The organism is Arthrobacter globiformis, from assembly GCF_046536215.2.
In the GTDB taxonomy this organism is placed as follows: domain Bacteria; phylum Actinomycetota; class Actinomycetes; order Actinomycetales; family Micrococcaceae; genus Arthrobacter; species Arthrobacter globiformis_E.
On record NZ_CM143421.1, the window covers coordinates 20,601 to 34,855 of the forward strand.

16 protein-coding genes and 1 riboswitch are annotated in these 14,255 nt (G+C 66.7%); of the genes, 14 read left to right on the forward strand and 2 right to left on the reverse strand.

The annotated features are described in order from the left end of the window. Nucleotides 1-53: 53 nt before the first annotated feature. Nucleotides 54-1,436 (reverse strand): glucose-6-phosphate dehydrogenase, encoded by a 1,383-nt coding sequence (locus R5O87_RS00100; protein WP_410554954.1) that lies wholly within the window; start codon nt 1,434-1,436, stop codon nt 54-56. 84 nt (nt 1,437-1,520) lie between these two features. On the opposite strand from R5O87_RS00100, the gene ffh reads away from it, so the two are divergent. Beyond that, nucleotides 1,521-3,101: a signal recognition particle protein gene (gene ffh, locus R5O87_RS00105; RefSeq protein ID WP_410554953.1), complete on the forward strand. Its 1,581-nt coding sequence runs from the start codon at nt 1,521-1,523 to the stop codon at nt 3,099-3,101. Nucleotides 3,102-3,157: 56 nt separating this feature from the next. Further along, nucleotides 3,158-3,892, forward strand: coding sequence for an alpha/beta fold hydrolase (locus tag R5O87_RS00110; protein WP_410554952.1), 735 nt, complete (start codon nt 3,158-3,160; stop codon nt 3,890-3,892). 99 nt (nt 3,893-3,991) lie between these two features. On the opposite strand, the gene thiC is transcribed toward R5O87_RS00110, so the two are convergent. After that, nucleotides 3,992-5,836 (reverse strand): phosphomethylpyrimidine synthase ThiC, encoded by a 1,845-nt coding sequence (thiC, locus tag R5O87_RS00115; protein ID WP_410554951.1) that lies wholly within the window; start codon nt 5,834-5,836, stop codon nt 3,992-3,994. Further along, nucleotides 5,832-5,939: riboswitch (TPP riboswitch) on the reverse strand. Its footprint overlaps the gene before it by 5 nt. 35 nt (nt 5,940-5,974) lie before the next feature. Between thiC and R5O87_RS00120 the strand changes: the two genes are divergently transcribed. The 12 genes from R5O87_RS00120 to R5O87_RS00175 all read left to right on the forward strand — a co-directional run bounded on the left by R5O87_RS00120 (nt 5,975) and on the right by R5O87_RS00175 (nt 14,244). After that, nucleotides 5,975-7,084, forward strand: coding sequence for an amidohydrolase family protein (locus R5O87_RS00120; protein ID WP_410554950.1), 1,110 nt, complete (start codon nt 5,975-5,977; stop codon nt 7,082-7,084). A gap of 50 nt (nt 7,085-7,134) precedes the next feature. Further along, nucleotides 7,135-8,010 carry a VOC family protein gene (locus R5O87_RS00125; RefSeq protein WP_410554949.1) on the forward strand — a complete coding sequence of 292 codons (876 nt, stop codon included), beginning with the start codon at nt 7,135-7,137 and terminating at the stop codon, nt 8,008-8,010. Between the two features lie 113 nt (nt 8,011-8,123). Then, nucleotides 8,124-8,558: a hypothetical protein gene (locus R5O87_RS00130; RefSeq protein WP_387098284.1), complete on the forward strand. Its 435-nt coding sequence runs from the start codon at nt 8,124-8,126 to the stop codon at nt 8,556-8,558. 211 nt (nt 8,559-8,769) lie between these two features. Further along, nucleotides 8,770-9,183 (forward strand): 30S ribosomal protein S16, encoded by a 414-nt coding sequence (gene rpsP, locus R5O87_RS00135; protein ID WP_102972220.1) that lies wholly within the window; start codon nt 8,770-8,772, stop codon nt 9,181-9,183. Between the two features lies 1 nt (nt 9,184). Then, nucleotides 9,185-9,427 carry an RNA-binding protein gene (locus R5O87_RS00140; RefSeq protein ID WP_076802241.1) on the forward strand — a complete coding sequence of 81 codons (243 nt, stop codon included), beginning with the start codon at nt 9,185-9,187 and terminating at the stop codon, nt 9,425-9,427. A gap of 132 nt (nt 9,428-9,559) precedes the next feature. After that, entirely contained in the window at nt 9,560-10,165 is a 606-nt protein-coding gene (gene rimM / locus R5O87_RS00145; protein ID WP_410554948.1) for a ribosome maturation factor RimM, read from the forward strand. Beyond that, nucleotides 10,166-10,960, forward strand: a complete 795-nt coding sequence (gene trmD / locus R5O87_RS00150) for a tRNA (guanosine(37)-N1)-methyltransferase TrmD (protein WP_410554947.1) — start codon at nt 10,166-10,168, stop codon at nt 10,958-10,960. 265 nt (nt 10,961-11,225) lie between these two features. Beyond that, the gene (gene rplS, locus R5O87_RS00155) at nt 11,226-11,585 is read left to right on the forward strand and encodes a 50S ribosomal protein L19 (RefSeq protein WP_009359303.1); all 360 of its coding nucleotides are present in this window, start codon (nt 11,226-11,228) and stop codon (nt 11,583-11,585) included. An 85-nt stretch (nt 11,586-11,670) separates the two neighbouring features. Beyond that, on the forward strand, nt 11,671-12,351 hold the full coding sequence (gene lepB / locus R5O87_RS00160; protein WP_410554946.1) for a signal peptidase I: 681 nt from the start codon (nt 11,671-11,673) through the stop codon (nt 12,349-12,351). After that, on the forward strand, nt 12,352-13,182 hold the full coding sequence (gene lepB / locus R5O87_RS00165) for a signal peptidase I (protein ID WP_410554945.1): 831 nt from the start codon (nt 12,352-12,354) through the stop codon (nt 13,180-13,182). Nucleotides 13,183-13,184: 2 nt separating this feature from the next. Continuing rightward, entirely contained in the window at nt 13,185-13,856 is a 672-nt protein-coding gene (locus tag R5O87_RS00170; protein WP_410554944.1) for a ribonuclease HII, read from the forward strand. Between the two features lie 61 nt (nt 13,857-13,917). After that, a complete protein-coding gene (locus tag R5O87_RS00175; RefSeq protein WP_003806068.1) occupies nt 13,918-14,244 on the forward strand; it encodes a DUF2469 domain-containing protein in 327 nt (108 codons plus the stop codon). The last annotated feature ends 11 nt before the right edge of the window (nt 14,245-14,255 follow it).

Below are 14,255 nucleotides of genomic sequence, written 5' to 3' on the forward strand. Positions count from 1 at the left end.
GTCACCAAAACGGTGACCGGCCCTCCCTGCGCGTTAAGCCTGTTGGGGGAGTCCTACTTGGGAGCCGTTCCGTCGGAGCCCGCCCGGTATTCCTCCAGCGGAACCTTGCCGGCTGCCCAGGCATCCAGCACCGGCTCCACGATCCGCCAGCACTCCTCCGCGGTGTCGCCCCTGACGGACAGCAGGGGATCCCCGGTCAGGACGCCCTCCAGGACTTCGCCGTACGGCAGCAGCTCGGAGGCGTTGAGCTCGGCCACGAGCGCCGCGCGGTCGAGCCTGAAGATGTCGCCGGGGCCGTTGACGTCCACGTCGAGCTCCAGCGTGTCCGGGCCGAAGCCGAGGCGGAGCGTGTTGGGCGTGTCCCTTCCGGTGAAACCGGCGGGCAGGTGCGGAACCGGCCGGAAGGTGACCACAGCCTCCTTGCGTTTGGTCCCGAGCGCCTTGCCGGATCGCAGGATGAACGGCACGCCTTTCCACCGCCAGTTGTCGATGTCCACGTGCACCTCGGCCAGGGTCTCGGTGTTCCGGTCCGGGTCCACGCCCTCCTCCGCGGCGTAGTCCGGGACGTCCTTGCCGCCGAGGCTTCCCGCGAGGTAGCGCGCCCGCCGGGTGCTGTCCGTGTAGGGCGGCTTGATGCTGCTGGCCCGCAGGACGGCGGCGATGGCGTCGCGGAGGTCGCGCTCGCCGATGGTTGCCGGCGGCTCGATGGCCAGCAGCGCCATGATCTGCAGCAGATGGCTCTGGATCATGTCGCGCAGGGCGCCAGCGCCGTCGTAGTAGCGCGCGCGCCCCTCCAGGGCCAGGTCCTCGTCGAAGATGATCTCCACCTTGGCTATGTGGTCGCGGCTCCAGACCGGCTCCAGGAAATTGTTGGCGAACCGCAGGCCGAGGATGTTCAGGACGGTGGCCTTGCCCAGGAAGTGGTCCACCCGGTGGATGTGGTCCTCCGGGACCAGGGTCAGGAGGGTCCGGTTGAGTTCGCGGGCGGACTCCTCGCCGGAGCCGAAGGGCTTCTCCATGACCAGGCGCGTCCCGGCAGGGACCTGTTCCGGGCGCAGGATTTCGCAGGCCTTCTGGCTCACCTGCGGCGGCAGGGCGAAGTAGACCGCAACCGGGCCCTCGAGGTCGGCCAGGAGCTGGGCGAGCGGGCCGTCTGCCGTGACGTCGGCCTGGTGGTAGTCCGTGGACTTTGCCATGGCCGCCAGGGCCTCCTTACCGGCGTCGCCAGCTGTTTCGGCGGCGGCGTCGAAGGCGGTGTGGACCCGTTCCTGCCACTGTTCCCGTGACCACGGATCCGAACCGGCCCCCACCAGCTTCAGGCCGGAGGCGCGCCCGGTGGCCACCAGCCGGGCCAGGCCGGGGAGCAGGAGCCGGCCGGTGAGGTCGCCGGAGGCACCGAGGATGAGCAGGGTTTTTACAGTCGTTTGGCTCGTCACCCTGCCAGCATGCCACCTTGAAGGCGTGTCTTGATACCCTAGATAGTCGAGTCCCGTACATCCACTGAAAGAAGTGCACGGCGCGTGTTCAATTCACTCTCTGACCGGTTGACAGCAACCTTCAAGAACCTTCGCGGCAAGGGCCGCCTCACCGAGGCAGATGTCGACGCCACAGTCCGCGAGATCCGGCGCGCCCTGCTGGACGCCGATGTTGCCGTGCCCGTGGTCCGGGAATTCACCGGGCAGGTCCGTGAGCGTGCGCTGGGCGCCGAGGTCTCCGGGGCCCTGAACCCCAGCCAGCAGATCGTGAAGATCGTCAACGAGGAGCTTGTCGAGATCCTCGGCGGCGAGACGCGGCGCATCCGGATGGCCAAGACTGGCCCCACCATCATCATGCTCGCCGGCCTTCAGGGCGCCGGCAAGACCACCCTTGCCGGAAAGCTGGCCAAATGGATGAAGGCGCAGGGCCACAGCCCCATCCTCGTCGCGTGTGACCTCCAGCGCCCCAACGCCGTGACGCAGCTGCAGGTCGTGGGCCAGCGCGCGGGCGTTCCCGTGTTCGCGCCGCACCCCGGCGCCACCTCCGAGCTGGCCCACCCGGCCGGCGACCCCGTCGCCGTCGCACGTGCCGGCGTTGAGGAAGCGCGCCAGAAGCTGCACGACGTCGTCATCGTGGACACCGCCGGCCGCCTCGGCGTCGACGCCGACATGATGGAGCAGGCGCGCCAGATCCGCCGTGCCATCGTCCCCAACGAAGTCCTCTTCGTCATCGACTCCATGATCGGCCAGGACGCCGTCAACACGGCCACCGCGTTCGACGAAGGCGTGAACTTCACCGGCATCGTGCTGTCAAAGCTCGACGGCGACGCGCGCGGCGGTGCCGCGCTGTCCGTTTCGTCGGTCACCGGCAAGCCCGTGATGTTCGCCTCCACCGGTGAAAGCCTGGACGACTTCGAACTGTTCCACCCGGACCGGATGGCCTCGCGCATCCTGGACATGGGTGACGTCCTGTCCCTCATTGAGCAGGCTGAAAAGTCCTGGGACAAGGAAGAAGCCGCCCGGATGGCGAAGAAGTTCGCCGACCAGGAGGACTTCACGCTGGATGACTTCCTCGCGCAGATGCAGCAGATCCGCAAAATGGGCTCCATGAAGAAGATGCTCATGATGATGCCCGGTGCGCAGAACATCCGGCAGCAGCTGGAGCAGTTCGATGAGCGCGAGATCGACCGGGTGGAGGCCATCGTCCGCTCGATGACCCCGCACGAGCGTGTGGCACCCAAGATCATCAACGGTTCCCGCCGGGCCCGCATCGCCCGCGGTTCGGGCGTGCACGTGTCCGAGGTCAACGGGCTGCTGGAACGCTTCGCCCAGGCCCAGAAGATGATGAAGAAGATGGCCCAGGGCGGCGGCATGCCGGGAATGCCCGGGATGCCCGGCATGGGGGCCGGCGGTGCCCGCAAGGGCGGCAAGAACGCGCCCAAAAAGAAGGCCCGTTCCGGCAACCCTGCCAAGGCGGCGCAGGAGCTCCGCGAAGCAGAGGCCAGGCGGGCCGCGGGGGCCAAGGCTGTGCCAACGGGAGCAGCCTTCGGCCAGCAGTCGGGCGATTTTGATCCGTCCCAGCTGAACCTGCCCAAGGGCTTCGACAAGTTCATGGGCGGCAAATAGGGCGCACGGTCATGTCGGCCGGCGCCGATGTCAGACCGCTGCCATAAGGTTGGGTCATGTATAAGCAGCGGGTAGTCTTCGTCCACGGTGCCGGTAATTTCGGCTCCGCGGCGTGGCCGCGCCAGCATGGCATGGCCCTGCAGTATGACGCCCTGTTTTTGCGGCGGCACGGCTTTGACGCCGAGGCCGAACCGCTGGAGACCGACTTCGCCGAGGACGCCCGCATTGTGCTGCGGTCCCTGGCCGACGACGGCCGCGGGGCCGCCGGGGGCCACGTGGTGGCGCATTCGCAGGGCGCCATCGCCGCGATGATGGCCGCCGTCGAACGCCCCGATCTGGTCTTCTCGCTGACGCTCGTGGAACCCGCCTGCCTGTCGCTCACCGCCGACCTGCCTGCCACCGCCGCGCACCGAGCCCTGATGGAGCCGCTGTTCGAGGTCCGGCACCAGCTCGGCGACGACGACTATGAGCGCGAGTTCCTGCGCCGCGCCTTCGCAGCGGACACACCGGAGCCCAGTACGCCCGAGGCGAAGCGCGCCGCGCGCCGGCTGCGCCTGCAGGCACCGCCGTGGCAGGCGCCGCTGCAGATCGTGCCGGGCGTTCCCACCCTGGTGCTCACCGGCGGCTGGGAGCCGCTGTACGAGGAAATTGCGGGCTACCTGCGCGAGACGGGCGCCGTGCACCGCATTGCGGCGGGAGGGCACCGGCCCCAGGATTCACCCGAGGGCGACCGCTACATCCGCTCATTTATCGCCGAGGTCAGCCGGCGGCAGCAGCCCCGGGCCAGCTGACGGAGCAGCCTCCTAAAAAACGTTCCGGGATCCCGCCCGGCCGGCCCCCAATGCCTGCCGGACGGAACCCCCGAAGTCCCGCTAGTTGCGGATGAGCCGTTAGTTGCGCGCCGATTCCGGAAGCCGCAGCTCCGGCAGGTACACCTTGCCGCCCGCAGCGAGGAATTCCTGGCTCTTTTCACGCATGCCCTCCGCCATTTCGGCGAGGGCTGCCTGCGCTTCGGCTGAGCCGTACTCGTTCCGGATGTCCTGGCTGATCCGCATGGAGCAGAACTTGGGTCCGCACATCGAGCAGAAGTGAGCTGTCTTGGCGGGTTCCGCCGGCAGCGTCTCGTCGTGGAAGGATTCGGCCGTCACCGGGTCCAGCGACAGCGCGAACTGGTCGCGCCACCGGAACTCGAAGCGGGCCTTGGACAGTGCATCGTCCCGCTCGTTCGCGCCGGGGTGTCCCTTGGCGAGGTCCGCGGCATGCGCGGCGATCTTGTACGTGATGACGCCGGTCTTCACGTCGTCCTTGTTCGGCAGGCCCAGGTGTTCCTTCGGTGTGACGTAGCAGAGCATGGCCGTGCCGTAGCGGGCGATTTCGGTGGCGCCGATGGCCGAGGTGATGTGGTCGTAGCCGGGGGCCACGTCGGTGACCAGCGGGCCCAGCGTGTAGAAGGGCGCACCCTTGCAAAGTTCCTGCTGGCGCTCAACGTTCTCACGCACCAGGTGGAACGGGATATGACCCGGTCCTTCCACCATGACCTGTACGTCGTACTCCCAGGCCCGCTGGGTCAGCTCGGCCAGGGTATCCAGTTCGGCGAACTGCGCGGCGTCGTTGGCGTCCGCCGTCGCGCCCGGCCGAAGGCCGTCACCCAGCGAGAAGGCGACGTCGTACTTCGCGAAGATCTCGCAGAGCTCGTCGAAATGGGTGTACAGGAAGTTTTCCTGGTGGTGCGCAAGGCACCAGCCGGCCATGATCGACCCGCCGCGGGAGACGATGCCGGTCACGCGGTTCGCCGTGAGCGGCACGTACCGCAGCAGCACGCCGGCGTGGATGGTCATGTAGTCCACACCCTGTTCGCACTGCTCGATGACGGTGTCGCGGAAGATCTCCCAGGTCAGGGCGTTTGCTTCGCCATTGACCTTTTCCAGGGCCTGGTAGATCGGCACGGTGCCGATCGGCACCGGGGAGTTGCGGATGAGCCACTCACGCGTGGTGTGGATGTCATCGCCCGTGGAGAGGTCCATGACCGTGTCCGCGCCCCATTGGGTGGCCCACTGCAGCTTGTCGACCTCCTCCGCGATGGAGCTGGTGACGGCCGAGTTGCCGATATTGGCGTTGATCTTCACCAGGAACGCCTTGCCGATGATCATGGGCTCGGATTCCGGGTGGTTGATGTTGCTGGGGATGATGGCCCGGCCGGCGGCGAGTTCGCTGCGGACCAGTTCCACATCGCAGTTTTCGCGGAGGGCCACGAAGCGCATTTCGGGGGTGATGACGCCCTGCCGCGCGTAGTGCATCTGCGTCACGGTCTTGCCGTCAGCCGCACGGCGCGGCACCGGCCGGGCGCCCTTCCACTCGGCGGAAGCCGCGCCGCGGCGCACGGCTGACTTGCCGTCGTCGAGCAGGTTCCGTTCACGCCCGTCGTACGTCTCGGTGTCCGCCCGTGCCGCAATCCATTCAGAACGGAACGGTGCCAGGCCCACCACCGGGTTGCTGCCCGGACCCGCCGTGCGGTAAACCCGCAGCGGTTCGTTCTGCTCGCCGTTCGGTGACGGCTCGAGGGCGATTTCCGTTACCGGAACGCGCAGGCCGTCGCCTTCGAGGTAGGCCAGTGAATGGGATTTCAGCGACTGCGTGACACTTCCGGCAGCATTGCCGGCGGCTTCACTTTGGGCTGTATCACTTTGGGCTGCATCAATTTGGGCAGGGCTCAGCTGTGATTTCTGGGTGCTCAATTTACTGCTCACTTCCTTCGCCGGCATTACCCGGACAGGTTCAACGGTCGCAGGCTGCTCCAGCCTGATCTCAGCCCCTGCAGGGGCCCCCGTGTGGTCGTAAACGAAGCTACCACAGCTGCGCCTTAGGCTGGTGTCATGGCGCACATCATCGAATTCAGCGGACCGGTGCTCACTGCGGCTGACGAGGAACGCCGCGGACTCTGGTCCGTGGACGGGAAGCTGACGTTCGAACCTCCGGTCCGGCGGCCGGACGCCGTCCTGGACGGCTGGGTCCTGCCGGGGTTCGCCGATGCCCACTGCCACATCGGGCTGGGCCCGGACGGTGCCGTGGACGACGACGTGGCCTACGACCAGGCAATGATGGACCGCAACGCCGGCACCCTGCTGGTCCGGGATGCCGGGGCCGCCAGCGACACCCGGTGGCTGCAACAGCGGGACGACACCCCACGGATCATCAGGGCCGGCCAGCACGTTGCACGGTCCCGCCGCTACCTGAGGAATTTCGCGGTGGAAGTCGAGCCGGAAGGCCTCGTGGAGGCGGTGCGCAAGCAGGCCCGGGAAGGTGACGGCTGGGTCAAGCTGGTGGGGGACTGGATCGACCGGACCGCCGGCGACCTCGCGCCGTCGTTCCCGGCCGCGGCTGTGCGGGACGCCGTCCGCGCGGCCCACGACGAGGGGGCCAGGGTCACGGCGCACTGCTTCGGCGAAGGCACCCTGGACGACATGCTGGACGCCGGCATCGACTGCATCGAGCACGCCACGGGCCTGCTGCCCAGGCACATCCCCCGGTTCGTCGAGCAGCAGGTGCCGATCGTGCCGACGCTCATCAACATCGCGACCTTCCCGGACATTGCCGCCCAGGCCGAGCCGAAGTTTCCGCGGTATGCCGGGCACATGCGCTCACTGTGGGCCCGTCGCCGGGAACGCGTCCTGGAGGCCTATGAGGCCGGCGTCGAAATTTATGCCGGAACGGACGCCGGCAGTGTGATCCGCCATGGCCGGATCGCGGACGAAATCCTTGAGCTGCACGCCGCCGGACTGCCGGCTGCAGCGGCGCTGGACGCGGCCTGCTGGCGGGCGCGCCGCTGGCTGGGCGCCGACGGCCTGGCCGAAGGGGCGGCGGCCGACGTGGTGGTCTGCCGGGAGGACCCCCGCGCCGTGCCGGAGACCATCCGCAGCCTCACGAATGTGGTCCTGCGCGGCACGATCGTTCATAGGAATAAATTGAAGCTTCAAGTAATTTAGTAATGTAGAGGCCGCCGAAATCCGGTGGTCCGGACATTCGGGAGTATTCAATGACAGCAGCAGACAGCAGCCAGGACTTGCTTCCTGCCGATCTCACCATGGGCACCGTCATGCTCAAGGTGGGCGACATGAAGCTCATGACCGATTACTACCAGCGCGCCCTCGGCCTCGACGTCGTCGCCGAGCAGGACGGCGGCCTCTACCTCGGCCGGCTTAAGACGCCCCTGGTCCACCTCGCTCCCGCTCCGGGCCTCAACATCCCCGGCCGGGGCGAGGCCGGCCTCTTCCACACGGCGCTGCTGTTCGAGGACCAGTCCTCGCTGGCAGCCACCATTGCCAGTGCGGCCCAGTACGAGCCGCAGGCCTTCGTGGGCAGCGCCGACCATCTGGTGAGTGAGGCGTTCTATTTCACCGATCCGGAGGGCAACGGGATTGAGCTCTACTGGGACCGTCCGCGTTCTGCGTGGTCCTGGGAAGGTAAAAACGTCGTCATGGACAGCCTGGCGCTCCCGCCGCAGAAGTACCTCCAGGACCACCTCACGCAGGAGTCCGTCGAAAGCCAGCGGGGCACCGGCGCAGAGGTGGGCCACGTCCACCTGCAGGTGGGCGACGTCCAGTCCGCCCACGACTTCTACGTCGGCACCCTGGGCTTCGAAAAAACGGCGGGCTGGCACGGCCAGGCCCTGTTCGTGTCCGCCGGCGGCTACCACCACCACATGGCCATGAACGTCTGGAACAGCCGCGGCGCCGGCCCCCGCCGGGACACCCTGGGTCTTGGTGAGGTTCTCATCGAGGTGCCTTCGGGGGACGACGTCGGCTCCCTCGCCGACCGCCTCAAGGTCGCCGGAGTCGAGTCGCACCATACCGGTGCCGAACTCCGGTTTGAGGATCCGTGGCGCAACCGCCTCCGCGTCGCCGTGCGCTAAGCCGCTGCACTAAGCCCGTCCGCTAAGCCCGGCGAACCCGGTTGGGTTAGGCTGACATTCGAAGGGCCCCGGCACCGCCGGGGCATGCACGCCGACGGAATGAGGACGAATCCATGGGCTTCACCGAAGTGTTTGTCGCCACCCACAATGACGCCCTCAAGCGCGCAGAGGCGCTGGAAGGCGGCGCCGCCGCCGGAGACGGCATCCGGATTGCCGGCATCAGTGATTTTGAGATCGAACAGCTCGGCGACCTCGCCGGTGCCGCGGTGCACGCCGCGGGCGCGGACTACGAGCTGGCCATGGTTGACGTGGCCAGCGATTCGCTGCTGGGCGTGCCGGCGGCGATGGTCCGTGCCCTGGCTGAACTCCTGACGTACGAATCCGAGGGGGAGGGCAACGTCCTGGATGACGTGGCCGAGCGCTGGGCTGCCGAGGACGACATGCCGTTTGGTGCGGGGGAAGCCAAGGCCTACGTCCAGCAGCTCGCGGAGCTTGCCGGCACCGTGGACGAAGGCAGCAGGACCGGCCTCTACGTCTGGTCTTCCTAGCCCGGCCCCGCCTTCCGGACGCCCGCAAGACTCCGTCCGCATGTCAAGTCGAAATAAAGCGGGCGATCTGGCACAATAAACAGGTACTCGATCTGCGTGGCCCCTCTCTCCGCGTCTGGATCCTGTCCTATTCGAACCCCCAAGTACGGCCCGCCCCACGGGTGCAGAACGCGGGTTCAACCCCGTTTCAGAAACAGGAGTGACCACAAAAGTGGCCGTAAAGATTCGCCTTAAGCGCTTCGGTAAGATGCGCGCACCGTACTACCGCATCGTTGTCGCCGACTCGCGCACCAAGCGTGATGGCCGTGCCATCGAAGAGATCGGCAAGTACCACCCCACCGAGGAGCCCTCATACATCGAGGTCAACTCCGAGCGTGCACAGTACTGGCTGTCCGTCGGCGCGCAGCCGTCGGAGCAGGTCGCCGCGATCCTGAAGATCACGGGTGACTGGCAGAAGTTCAAGGGTCTGCCGGGCCAGGAAGGCACCCTGAAGACCAAGGCCGACAAGGAAGCATTCGTTGCTCCCGAGAAGGGTTCCGTGATCATCCCGGAAGCCATCACCAAGAAGGCCAAGGCATCGGAAGCCCCCGCCGAGGCTGAAGCAGAGACCACCGAGGCTGAGTAAGTTGCTGGCAGAAGCGCTCGAACACCTTGTCCGCGGCATTGTCGACTCCCCTGAGGACGTCAAGGTCAGCGCCAAGAACAACCGCCGCGGGGATACCCTCGAGGTGCGCGTTCACCAGGAAGACCTGGGACGGGTAATCGGACGCCAGGGCCGCACCGCGCGTGCACTCCGCACGGTCGTGGCGGCACTGGCAGATGGCGAGCAGGTCAGGGTCGACGTCGTCGACACCGACCGCCGCCGGTAACGCGCCTGCAACACTTGTGTTAACGTCCGGCCCCTCCACCAGCTAACGGTGGAGGGGCCGGACTGTTTTGGGCCCTGACAGCATTCAGGACGCCCGCACCAGTCCTACCCCGCACCACAAACAGAGGAACACATGCAGCTTCAGGTGGCCCGTATCGGCAAGCCCCACGGAATCCGCGGCGAGGTGACCGTCCAGGTGCTCACCGACGCGCCCGAGGACCGTTTCGTTCCCGGCACCGAGTTCGTGGTGGAACCCGCCTCCGCCGGACCGCTCACCGTGCGCAGCGCCCGCTGGAACAAGGACATCCTCCTCCTCGGTTTTGCGGAGGTGGCTGACCGGAACCGCGCCGAGACCCTGCGGGGCGCCAAACTGTTCATCGAGACCGAAGAGCTCGACGAGGATGACGACGAGGGCTGGTACGAGCACGAGCTCGTCGGCCTCGAGGCCCGGGTCGGCTCCCAGGCCGTGGGCAAGGTCGCCGCCCTGAACACCATGCCGGTGCAGGACCTGCTCGTCGTCGAAACCCCGGACGGCAAGGAAATCCTCATCCCGTTCGTGGAGCAGATCGTCCCCGAGGTGAACATCGAGGGGGGCTACGTCCTGCTCACCCCGCCGGCCGGCCTGTTCGAGATCAACGAGGAGGGTGCGGAGGATCCGGAGACGAGGGGCTCGGACTCCGCAGAGGACCCGACCGAGGATTCTGCCCCGGAAGACGCTGAGCCGGAGGCCAAAGCGTAGATGAGAATCGACGTCGTCAGTATCTTTCCCGAGTACCTGGCACCGCTGGAGCTGTCGCTCATCGGCAAGGCCCGCCAGGACGGACTGCTGGACCTGAACGTGCACGACCTCCGCACCTTCACCACCGACCGCCACCGCACCGTGGACGACACCCCTTACGGCGGCGGCGCCGGGATGGTGATGAAGGCCGAGCCGTGGGCCCAGGCGCTCGAGTCTGTGGCAGCCGCCCGGCCGGCCGGCGCGCCCAAACCCGTGCTGATCGTCCCGTCACCGGCGGGGGAGCGGTTCAACCAGGCGCTGGCCTACGAGCTTGCCGAGGAGGAGCAGCTGGTGTTCGCCTGCGGGCGGTACGAGGGCATCGACGAGCGCGTCATCGAATGGGCGGAGGAACACTTCACGGTCCGCCCGGTCAGCCTCGGCGACTACGTCCTCAACGGCGGTGAGGTGGCCGTCCTGGCCATGGTGGAGGCCATCGGCCGGCTGCTCCCCGGCGTGGTGGGGAACCCCGAGTCGCTCGTGGAGGAGTCGCACACGGACGGCCTGCTCGAGTACCCCGTCTACACCAAGCCGTCGGTCTGGCGCGATCGGGAAGTCCCGGCCGTCCTGCTCAGCGGCAACCACGGCAAGATCGCCCAGTGGCGCCGCCACGAACAGTACCGCAGGACGGCGGAACGCCGTCCGGACCTGCTTGAAAAGTTCGACGCCGGAACGCTGCCCCGCGCGGACCGCACCGCTCTCGCGGACCTGGGGTACGACGTCGTCGACGGTCACCTTAGGTCCCGGCCGGAAGCCTGAGCGATTCCCGGGAGGCCGCGCGTCCCATGCGGAACGAAACGTTTCCAAATTAACCAATTCGTTCCATATGGGGCATAATTAATCCTTGTGTCTGCTGGGTCCGCACCTGCCACAGGGGGAGCGCAACCAACAGCAAGGCACCCCGGTGCCGCCAAAGGGTGGCGGAACCGGACCTCAACACTTCGGCGGCGATTCCCGGAAATCTCCGGGCTTGGCCGCCGTGACCCAAAGTGGATGACCTGTGGCGTTCACCAGGAGTGGATCAATGCATATCCTCGATTCCGTAGATGCAGCCTCGCTGCGCACTGACGTTCCCGAGTTCCGCGCGGGTGACACCCTCAAGGTTCACGTGAACATCATCGAAGGCAAGAACTCCCGTGTCCAGGTCTTCCAGGGCTTCGTCCTGGGCCGCCAGGGTGACGGCGTCCGCGAAACCTTCACCGTCCGCAAGGTTTCCTTCGGTGTCGGCGTTGAGCGTACCTTCCCGGTGCACTCCCCGATCATCGAAAAGATCGAGGTTGTCACCAAGGGTGACGTCCGCCGCGCCAAGCTTTACTACATGCGTGCACTGCGCGGTAAGGCTGCGAAGATCAAGGAAAAGCGCGACTTCAGCACCGCCAAGTAAGTCCAGCCGGACTTTCACGGCGGGTCCCCAACCCGTGTCCGGCCAGCGCCGGAGCCATCCGCAACAGCGCCACAGGATACGGATTATGGACCAGACGAAACGCCAGCCAGGGAAACCGGGCTGGCGTTTTGCGTTGCTGGCAGTACTGGCCGCCGTCCTGGTCAGCGGGCTGATCCGTTCCCTGTGGCTGGACGTCTATTACATTCCGTCGGCCTCAATGGAGCCGCTGTTCGGCACGGGGGACAGGATCCTGGTGTCCCGCACGGCGTTCCAGTCGGAACCGATCCGCCGCGGCGACGTCGTCGTGTTCGACGGCCGGGGCTCGTTCGCACCGCTGAACAGCGGCGAAGGCCCGCTGCAGGAAGCGGCGGCTGCGGCAGGGCACTGGCTGGGACTGACCGGCAGTGATACTACATATGTAAAGCGGGTCATCGGGCTCCCCGGCGACCACGTGGTCTGTTGCGACGCCGGCAAACGCCTCACAGTCAACGGTCAGCCGCTGGTGGAACCCTACCTGTATGACGGTGATGCAGCGAGCACCCAGAAGTTCGACGTGACGGTTCCGGAGGGCCGGCTGTGGCTGCTCGGTGACCACCGCTCGGTGTCCGCCGACTCCCGCAGCCTGCTGGGGGCGCCGGGCGGCGGCATGGTGCGGGCGGACAGGGTGATCGGCAGGCCGGTACAGATTCTCTGGCCGCTTGATAGATTTGCGTCAGTGGCACGGCCGCCGTCGGCGGCCAAAACAACAACAAAGGACGGACAGTAAATGCCGGAAATTGATCCCGGGAGCTCCGAACCGCGGCAGGCTGCCGCGCGGCCGGGACGGCATGCCGCCCAAGAGCCTGTTTCTGAGGTATCCGCCCCCGGCGGATCCGGATCCGGTTCGCCTTCTCCTGCCGGCCCCCGCCGCCAGGACAAGGCCCGGGGCCGCAACCCCTTCCTGCTGTGGCTGAAGGAAATCGCCACGGTGGTGGTGATCGCCGTCGTGCTGTCCTTCCTGATCAAAACCTTCCTGTTCCGGGCCTTCTATATTCCCTCCGAGTCGATGGTGAACACGCTGGACATCAACGACCGCATCTTCGTGAACCTCCTTGTTCCTGAGCCGTTTGCCCTGGAACGCGGCGACGTGGTGGTCTTCAAGGACACCAAGGGCTGGCTGCCGCCCACACCGCAAAAGGCCGACGGCCCGTTCAGCGTCGTGGAGGACGGGCTGACCTTCGTGGGCCTGCTGCCGGACAACTCCGAGCAGCACCTGGTCAAGCGCGTCATCGGGCTGCCGGGGGACCACGTCGTCTGCTGTGACGCCGGCGGGAAAATCACCGTCAACGGCGCCGCGCTGGACGAGAAGTACGTCAATCCTGCTGAAGTTCCGGCGGTGCGGACCTTCGACGTCGTCGTCCCGCAGGGCAAAGTCTGGGTGATGGGGGACAACCGCAACCACTCGGCGGATTCCCGTGCCCACACCGACACCAACGGCGGCTTCGTGGACATCGCGGACATCGAAGGCAAGGCAGCGGTCATCGCCTGGCCCATGAACCGCTGGGCGGCACTGGACAACTATCCCGACGTCTTCAAGAATGTGCCCTCGGCAGGTTAGCCATGTCCGTTGCACCCACCCTTGACTACGAGAAGCGCTTCCTGCCCCGCGGGGCGCGGTTCCTCGCCGGCGTCGACGAGGTAGGCCGCGGTGCCCTGGCGGGGCCGGTAAGCGTGGGAATCGCCGTCGTGGACCTGCAGAACATGGAACTGCTCGCCGATGTGCGGGACAGCAAACTGCTCAAGGCGGCCGACCGGGAACGCCTGGACCCGCTGGTTCGGGCCTGGAGCGTCGCCTCCGCCGTGGGACATGCCAGTGCGCGCGAAATCGACGAACTCGGCATCATGGGCGCCCTCCGGATGGCCGGAAACAGGGCGTGGTTCGAGATCCTTGGCGGCGGCATCACACCCGACGTCGTCCTGCTCGACGGAAGCCACAACTGGCTCTCTCCCGCGGTCCAGCCGTCGCTGTTCGACGAAGTCATCACCGACCCCGGCTGCGACGCGCCCGTCCACACCCTGGTCAAGGCAGACATGCAGTGCCTCAGTGTGGCAGCAGCGAGCGTCCTGGCCAAGGTGGAGCGCGACCAGCAGATGCGGGACCTGCACCTTGAGTGTCCGGACTTCGGCTGGGACGTCAACAAGGGTTACGCCACCGCGGCGCACCGGGAAGCCATCCGCACCCACGGGCCAAGCCCTTACCACCGCGTCAGCTGGAACCTGCTCTCCGAGTAGCGGACCTGCCCTCGGGGTAGCGCTGTGCACGGGTTCCCGCCGCATGGTGCAAGATGGAACCATGAGTGCCGAAGACCTTGAGAACTATGAGACCGATATGGAGCTCCAGCTCTACCGGGAGTACCGCGATGTCGTGGGTCTGTTCAGCTATGTCGTCGAGACCGAGCGGCGCTTTTACCTTGCCAACCACGTGGACCTGCAGGCGCGCAGCGCCGACGGCGAGGTCTACTTCGACCTCACGCTCCAGGACGCCTGGGTCTGGGATGTCTACCGTTCGGCGCGGTTCGTGAAGAGCGTCCGGGTCATCACGTTCAAGGACGTCAACGTCGAGGAACTGCCGCGCAACGAAGAGCTCGCGCTGCCCAAGGACGTCGACCTCGGCAACTAAGGTTACTTCCT